The sequence below is a fragment of the Chitinophaga sp. genome, from assembly GCF_035564935.1.
Lineage (GTDB): Bacteria > Bacteroidota > Bacteroidia > Chitinophagales > Chitinophagaceae > Chitinophaga.
On the sequence record NZ_DATMTE010000903.1, the window covers coordinates 1 to 8,408 of the forward strand.

Annotated in this window: 7 protein-coding genes; all 7 read right to left on the reverse strand. The window is 48.1% G+C overall.

Translation table 11 applies throughout. From position 1 onward, the window contains the following. Window positions 1-37: 37 nt before the first annotated feature. On the reverse strand, window positions 38-1,717 hold the full coding sequence (locus VN105_RS23500) for an ArnT family glycosyltransferase (protein WP_325644817.1): 1,680 nt from the start codon (window positions 1,715-1,717) through the stop codon (window positions 38-40). 40 nt (window positions 1,718-1,757) lie between these two features. Next, entirely contained in the window at window positions 1,758-2,855 is a 1,098-nt protein-coding gene (nagA, locus tag VN105_RS23505) for an N-acetylglucosamine-6-phosphate deacetylase (RefSeq protein WP_325644819.1), read from the reverse strand. A 20-nt stretch (window positions 2,856-2,875) separates the two neighbouring features. Then, entirely contained in the window at window positions 2,876-3,265 is a 390-nt protein-coding gene (locus tag VN105_RS23510; RefSeq protein ID WP_325644821.1) for a VOC family protein, read from the reverse strand. Between the two features lie 33 nt (window positions 3,266-3,298). Continuing rightward, complete coding sequence (locus VN105_RS23515) at window positions 3,299-4,102, reverse strand: amidohydrolase (RefSeq protein ID WP_325644822.1); 804 nt, start codon at window positions 4,100-4,102, stop codon at window positions 3,299-3,301. Between the two features lie 65 nt (window positions 4,103-4,167). Continuing rightward, on the reverse strand, window positions 4,168-4,626 hold the full coding sequence (locus VN105_RS23520) for a regulatory protein RecX (protein WP_325644824.1): 459 nt from the start codon (window positions 4,624-4,626) through the stop codon (window positions 4,168-4,170). A 5-nt stretch (window positions 4,627-4,631) separates the two neighbouring features. After that, window positions 4,632-6,959, reverse strand: a complete 2,328-nt coding sequence (locus tag VN105_RS23525; RefSeq protein ID WP_325644826.1) for an ATP-dependent helicase — start codon at window positions 6,957-6,959, stop codon at window positions 4,632-4,634. Between the two features lie 284 nt (window positions 6,960-7,243). Further along, window positions 7,244-8,314 (reverse strand): acyl-CoA desaturase, encoded by a 1,071-nt coding sequence (locus tag VN105_RS23530; RefSeq protein WP_325644828.1) that lies wholly within the window; start codon window positions 8,312-8,314, stop codon window positions 7,244-7,246. Between the last annotated feature and the right edge of the window lie 94 nt (window positions 8,315-8,408).

The following is an 8,408-nucleotide window of genomic DNA, read 5'->3' on the forward strand; positions in this document are numbered from 1 at the left end:
TCCAAGACAATCGCCGAAGGCGATCCGCTCCGCTGTATTATTTCTCCACGATCACCGGTATTACCGGGCTGTTGTGGGTTGGCGGGAGGTCCCCGGCAAATACGGAGAATTTCAGCTGATATTTGCCCGGCTTATCAGGCATCACTACTTCCAGGTTGATAAGGCGCCGGAGCACGGCTCTTTCCAGGGTCATGGACGATTTCACCGGTGGCAGCGCTTCGTCTTTGTCCATAAACCCGTAACCCAGTACCGGTTCATTGGTCCTGTCCAGCCGGATAGGCTGATGATAATTATTGTTGGGTTGCAGGATCACATTTACGTGTTCCCCGCGTTTTGCCCGGATGCTTTTCAGCGCAGGTTTCAGCTGTATCAGTGAATAAGAGTAGTAATCGGATTGAATGTAATAATCCCATGTGCCATAAACGGTTTTCAGGCTGTCTGTAATAGGGATGCCTGTACCCGGGTCGGATACTACCATTACAGGTTTACCCCAGAGCTGTGTTTCTGTGTCCCAGAAATTATACTGGCTCCTGCGGGCATAACGGCTATTAAGACTATAAGAAAGCTGCCCGGTGTAAAACATATATTTCGACGGCCGCTGGTAGCTGTTTACAAATACCACCGGTTTGCCTTGCGCCCTGGCGGCTACCAGCGATGTCCATTCTTTGTTATGGTGAATTTCAGGTCTTATTTCCACCCCGGGCATAAAATCCCATACCATGTACACCCGTGTTACCAATACCAGTAATAACGTAACAGGCAAGGTATACAGCAACCATTTCTGCGACCAGCCTTTCCTTACAATGGCCTGGTGCGCCAGTATCACTACCGGTGTAAAAAGCATTACCGTCCAGTTAGCCTCTACCCTGCCTTTGAAAGTGCTGAGGAGGAAAAAGGACAACACGCCTATTACACAAAATTTCAGGGCGCGTTCAAAAGAATTGGTGATAGGACTGCGGAAAGCGTAGAACAGTATAAGCCAGCCCATTAGAGGACCAAACAATAATAATTGCCCGCCCAGGTAATCCAGCGAGTAACTGATATCATAGGAAGATGCGTTCCTGTCTACCAGGTGATACTGCAGTGAAGGGAAGGCATGTGTGTATTGCCAGTAAATATGCGGCAGGAACAGTACTGTGGTGAGTATACAGGCTACATAAAACTTGAAAACCTTTAACAGGTTTATGTTAGAGAGCAATGTAAAAAATACCAGCAGGATGCCGTGATATTTACTGTAAAACATCAATGCCATGGAAATGCCCAGTAACACGGTATTCTTCCAGGTTTGCTCATTGATAAAATTGCGGTAAACCCAGAAATATACAGCGGCAAAAAAGATGAGGGGCAGGTCCGGCACTGCCAGTATGCCACCTATCTGCATGGCGCCCATGGATCCTACCAGCAGGTAAAAGAGCTTATTATCCTTTGAAGCCACCAGCCTGCCCGTAATCCAAAGGGTGAGTGTATTTACTATTACAATGAGCAGCCGTACCCCCAGTTCATTATGAAAGATGCCGTACCCGATTTTAATGAACAGCGCAATCATGGGCGGGTGATCAAAGTAGCCCCAGTCCATATGACGGGAATACACCCAGTAATAGGCTTCATCATCCCACAACTCGGAGAAGCAGGCCTGCAGGAGGCCCAGCACCAGCCAGGAGAGGAGGAACAGATTTCTATACTGGTCTTTTTTCAGAAAGCGAATTAGTGCGCTCATGCGGATATTCAGTATTATTAATCCTGCGAAGATAGGGCTATTAACAGTATACTGTAGTTTCCCAGTTAGAGGCGATGGCTACCAGTGCGGCATCATATCCTACTGCAATACGGCCGGATGCCTGCTCACGGCCAATTGCACGGGCCGGGTACAGCGATGCCATACGTAAAGCTTCTTCCAGCGGAATACCTACCTGCTCCACACAATTGCGGACAGCTTTGGTCATGGTGAGCCGTGAGCCGGATAAAACACCCGTGGCGCTCACATAACGGTCTGTCTCTTTAATATAAATATATCCGCCTTCTTTATTTTCTTCTACGGCATCTGTGATCAGGAACAGGCGCTCTTTCATGATCTTTTTACTGATCCTGATGGAGGCAAAGTCCACATGCACACCATCTGCTACTATGCTGGCAGATACTTGAGGATGATCGTAAATAGCCCCAACGAGGCCGGGAGCGCGGCTCTCCAGGGGCGACATTGCATTAAAAAGATGGGTAGCATGGTGAATACCGGCATCAAACGCCGTATAGGCTTGTGCGTAAGTGGCATTACTATGCCCGGCAAATATCACGATGCCGGCGGCTTCCAGCTGTCTTACCAGTTCAGGATCACAGCATTCCGGCGCCAGGGTCATGATCTTCACCACATCGCGGCCATTTTCCAGGATCCAGTTAATATCTTCCTGCGTAGGGGAATGAATGTATTGTTCGAGATGTGCGCCTTTTTTCTTAGGGTTAATAAAAGGTCCTTCCAGGTGTAAACCCAGTACGCCCTGGCCACCCTGTTCCCAGTAAGCCCTTACAGCCTTCATGGCTTCGAGCATAATTTCCGGGCTGATGGTAGCCACGGTAGGCATGATCCAGGCAGCGCCGCCGCCTTTGCTGTAAGCCACGGTAGCCGCCAGTGAAGTAACCGACGGATACATGGAAAACACCTGGCTGTTGCCGCCATAGATCTGGAGATCTATAAAAGCAGGAGCCAGCAGGGCGCCTTTCAGGTCTGTTTCGCTGCCGGTGGCTTTCCAGTCTGAGGAGGGAACAATACTGGTAATTTTCCCTTCCTGCGTAATCAATACATGATCATCTAATATCTCTTCCCCGGTAAATATCCGGGCATTGACGTAGGCAACAGACATAACAACAAATTTTACAGGCGTTAAATGACTTCGTATAGCTCAAGCGGCAGACCGTCGGGATCTGCAAAAAAAGTAAACCGTTGACCGGTATGGGGATCTGTCCGGAGGGGTTCTGTACTCACCCCTTTTTGCTGTAATTGAGCCACAGCGGCTTCAATATCGGCCACTGCAAAAGCGAGGTGGCGAAGCCCGCAGGCCTCCGGATGGCTGGGCCGCGGCGGCGGATCGGGGAATGAGAACAGTTCAATGATATACTGGTTGCCCAGTGCCAGGTCCAGTTTCCAGGAGTCCCGTTCCTCCCGGTATACTTCACGTATTACCTGCAGGCCCAGCACACCGGTATAAAATGCCTTACTCCTGGAGTAATCGGCACAAATAACCGCGATGTGGTGGACTGCCTGTAATAACATATCAATATTTTGCTGCTGGTTAGAAGGATGTAATTATCCCTTTGGAATAATTGTAAATGCGTCGGCATCTTTCAGGAACGGAATATTTTTCCTTACCTCTTCGAGCCGCTCACGTTGAAGGGTATACGTAAAGATGTCTTCGTCGTGTGATTTGCGGTAAATGATTTCTCCCATCGGATCAATGAGGCTGGTTTCCCCGCTGTGGTAGATATCGTTACCATCATTGCCCACCCGGTTTACCCCGATGGCAAATACCTGGTTTTCAATGGCACGGGCCTGTAACAGGGAGGTCCAGGCGGTTTTGCGCCGCTCCGGCCAGTTGGCCACATACACCAGCACATCGTAGGCTGCTTCATTGGTACCGGGCTGAATGCTGTTGCGCGCCCATACCGGGAAACGCATATCGTAACAGATGTTCAGGTTTATTTTCCAGCCTTTTACCTGGGCAATAAGACGTTTATCTCCCGGTGTATAATGTTCGTGCTCACCTGCATAACCAAACAGGTGGCGCTTATCGTAGATGCCATAAGTGCCATTGGGCAGCATCCATATGAGGCGGTTAAGATATTCGCCGTTTTCTTCAATGATCAGGCTGCCGGTGATAATGATATTTTTCTCTGCCGCCTTCTTCTTCATCCACTGCACTGCGCTTCCATCCATTGTTTCGGCCAGGCGTTCCGGTTGCATACTGAATCCTGTGCTGAACATTTCGGGTAAAAACACCACTTCGGTCCTTTCCCCGATGCTGTTGATTTTCTCATCAAACATACGCAGGTTGGCTTCCTTATCTTCCCAGTGCAATTGGGCTTGTATGAGTGTTACTTTCAGATCTGACATTATCGGTTATTGTGGTCACAAAATTACGGCCTGACGGGTTAGAAACTTTTCAAATTATTGCCCGCTTAAGCCTCATTCTTTGCGATTTGTTCAAGTGCCCCGTTGATAAGCTCCTGTTCAAAGCCTTTTTGCAGGAGGTGCTGCATGGTTTTATACTTCCGTTTCAGGGCTGTTTCACCTTTGAGCGACTGGTATTTCTTCTCTGCCAGCTTATGAAGTACGGCGATGTAATCATCTTCATCAATTTCCTCCATTCCCTTTTTGATGCAGTAGGCGGATACCTGTTTCTGCTTCAGCTCCACCAGGATCTTTTTGCGTCCCCATTGTTTGATGCGGAACTTACCACCGGCATAGGCTTTGGCAAACCTTTCCTCGTTGAGGAAATTATCTGCTATCAGCTCCGCAATGGCTTCGTCTACCTCTTCCCCTCTCAGGCCCAGTTCCAGGCATTTGTACTTTGTTTCCTGGTGACTCCGCTCCTGGTACGCACAAAACTGCCGGAGCTTTAGTATGGCGGTTTTCATGTCATTTATCTTACTATTCTCAGCTTGGCGTAGTTCAGCATAATTTTCTTCTCACCACCGCCTTTGGGGAAATGGATGGTAGCGATCCTGTTATTGGGTGCACCTTCCAATGCCGCGATGGTACCAAATCCAAATTTCTGGTGTTCCACCTGCATACCGGGTTCCATGCCAGCCGGATCATCCGGGGCAAAATCGGCAGAGGGCACGTGGGTAGTAGCCGGAGAAAACGCTGGTTTGGCGGCAGGTTTTTGTGTTACCGGCTGAGAAGGCTGTGATGGCGACTTTTTCCGGTCGAACATATTGTTCGCATTGCTCCATCCCAAATTGCCCCCGCCGCCAAAGGCATTGCGAACACTGCCCCCGCCGGCATAGCTGCGGTCAATGAACTTTTCCGGCATTTCTTCCAGGAAACGACTTGGCTCGTTTTGTACCAGGTTGCCAAAACGGTAACGGCTGTTGGCGTAAGTAAGCCATAACCGGGCCTTAGCGCGGGTAATGGCCACGTAGAACAGTCGCCTTTCCTCTTCCAGTTCTTCCCGGGTGTTGATAGACATCCCACTGGGGAACAGGGTTTCTTCCAGCCCCACCGTGAATACCACCGGGAACTCCAGCCCTTTTGCCGCGTGGATGGTCATCAGCTTCACCACGTCGCTGTTTTCATCATTGCCCTGATCGGCATCCGTGAGCAGGGTGATCTGCTGGAGGTAGGAACCCATGCTTTTATCGAGCAGTTCTCCTTCTTCATCGGGGGTTTCGGTAAATTCCTTAATGGAGTTTAAGAGTTCCTGCACGTTTTCATAACGGGCAAGCCCCTCCGTAGTTTTATCGTTGAACAGTTCTTTTACAATGTTGGTAGATTTACCCACTGCAACCGCCACATCATAGGCGTTATGCGAAGAGAGCATTGCCTGGAAACTTTTGATCATGATCACAAACGCTTCTATCGCTTCCACAGTACCGCCTTTAAACCCAAATTCACGCGCCCTTTCCAGCACTTCCCACATCGTAAGATTATGTTCATTGCTGAGCACAATGGTTTTTTCGATGGTGGTTTTACCGATGCCGCGTACAGGATAGTTGATGATCCTTTTCAGGCTTTCCTCATCGCGGGTATTCATGGTAACGCGGAGATACGCTACATAGTCTTTAATTTCCTTGCGCTGGTAAAACGACAGTCCCCCGAAAATGCGGTATGGGATCGCTTTCCGGCGAAGGCTTTCCTCGAAGGAGCGGCTTTGCGCATTGGTACGGTAAAGAATTACGAAGTCGCGGTTTTCGTAGTGATTCCGCAGTTTTTGTTCTGCAATGGTATCGGCTACAAATTTACCTTCTTCGTTGTCTGTCATGGTACGTACCAGTTTAATGGTATCGCCTTCGGTGTTATCTGTCCAGAGGTTCTTTTCGATCTGTCCTTTGTTATGTGCAATTACCTCATTGGCTACATTCAGGATGGACTTTGTGCTGCGGTAGTTCTGTTCCAGTTTTACCACTTTCACATCGTCATAGTCTTTTTCAAACTGGAGGATATTTTCGATGGTGGCGCCGCGGAAGGAATAGATACTCTGGGCGTCATCTCCCACTACGCAGATATTTTCGTTCACCGCCCCGAGCAGTTTGATGATCTCGTACTGGGCGGGGTTGGTATCCTGGTACTCATCGATCATGATGTACTTGAACTTGTGCTGATATTTATGCAGTACTTCCGGGAATGTTTTGAGGAGTACATACATTTTAAACAGCAGGTCATCGAAGTCCATAGCGCCGTTCTTAAACGTGCGTTTGGCGTACATGTCATATATTTTGCCGATCAGCGGCCTGTTGGCGCGCATGTCTTCCTGTTGCACCAGGTTGTCCAGCTGGTATTCTTCCGGTCCCATGAGGCTGTTTTTGGCAGCGGAGATACGGTTATATACGAAGTTGGGTTTATAGTGTTTATCGTCGAGATTCAGTTCGTTGATAATGGTTTTGATAACGCTTTTGGCGTCGTCGGTATCGTAAATGGTAAAGTCGTTCGGATAGCCGAGGCGGTGAGCTTCTGCACGCAGGAGGCGGGCAAATACAGAGTGGAAGGTACCTATGTAAAGGTTACGCGCTTCGCTGCCTCCGAGGATCTTTTCCACACGTTCCTTCATTTCACGGGCGGCCTTATTGGTAAAGGTGAGGGATAAAATATTAAACGCATCCACGCCGTTCCGCATCAGGTGCGCTATACGGGTGGTGAGCACCTTGGTTTTTCCCGAACCGGCGCCTGCTACAATCATCAAAGGGCCGTTGATATGTATTACTGCTTCCCGCTGTTGTTCGTTAAGCTCATCTAAATAATTTGCCTTCATCACGACTGCTGTTTATAGATTTTCTGAAGTGTGTAAAAGTACGAAAAAGGAATAGAATCGCCTTCGGCGATTTAAATTGTCTTGGAGCAGGATTACGCTGATTTTACTGATTTCTTTGATTTTTATTTTTGGGATTTATAAATGATTAAGGGAGATAAGAGCGAAAACATCCGCCTATATCTCCCTTAATCTTATAAAAAATCAAAATTGATCCAATCCGATAAATCAGTAAAATCAGCGTAATCCTGCTCCAAGACAATTTAAATCGCTGAAGGCGATCTCCGCTACGGTTTTGCGCCGAGCGCTTTCATAAAGCGGAAATGGGATACCACCGCTCCCTGCATAGTAGGGATGCAGTTGTAAGTAAGATTATGTTCTGCGCACTTGGCCGCCACAATTTTACTGAGGGCGGGGTAGTGCACATGGCTGATCCTTGGGAACAGGTGATGTTCTACCTGGTAATTGAGACCTCCAACGAGCCAGGAAATAATTTTATGTCCTGGTGCGAAGTTAGAAGTGGTTTTGATCTGGTGAATGGCCCATTCGTTTTCAATCAGCCTGGCATCTTCACCTACTGCTTCAAACTCGGTTTCCTCCACTACGTGCGCCAGCTGGAATACAATGGCCAGGGTGAAGCCCATTACTATGTGCATAACAGTAAAGCCGATGGCCCATGCCTGCCAGCCCAGCAAAAGGATAGGAAGTGCAATATAAAAAGCGATATACAATACTTTGCTGCCCCAGAACACCATATGGTCTGTTAGTTTCATAGGTTGCAGGGGGGTGGTGTATACTTTACGGCTGAGGTACTTCACAAAATCCATGATAAATACCCAGGCGAAAGAAGAAATGGCATATATCAGTACCACATAAATATGCTGGATCCGGTGCATTGGCACCCATTTCTGGGAGCTACACTGCCGCATGAGCGGGCTTTTGGCGATATCATCATCCAGGCCGTCTACATTGGTGTAGGTGTGATGGATGATGTTATGCTTCTGTTTCCAGATAAAAGCGTTGCCGCCTAATGCGTTAAGGGTGAGGCCGAGGGCATCATTTACCTTGCCGTTGGTAGAATAACTTCCATGGCAGGCGTCGTGCATCACATTAAATCCAATACTTGCCAGCACAAAGCCCAGTAATGCGCAAAGAGTTATCGAGAGTACAGCTGGCATTGATATGAACAGCACGGCTGCATACAGGGCTACTGCCACAGGAATAAGGACGGCTGTTTTGATATATAGTTTCCAATTACCGGTTTTCCGGATGTTATTTGTTTTAAAATACTCCTCCACAGCGGATTTCAGCGCCGGAAAGAATAAAGCATTTTTGTTGTTGAAAGTCACTTTTGGCATAAAAAATAAGCATTGTTGTTGCCGGGCGTACAGAAAGTTGTAGGGAAACCGGGAAAAAAATTGAAACTATACGCTAATAAACGGCTTTAAACCG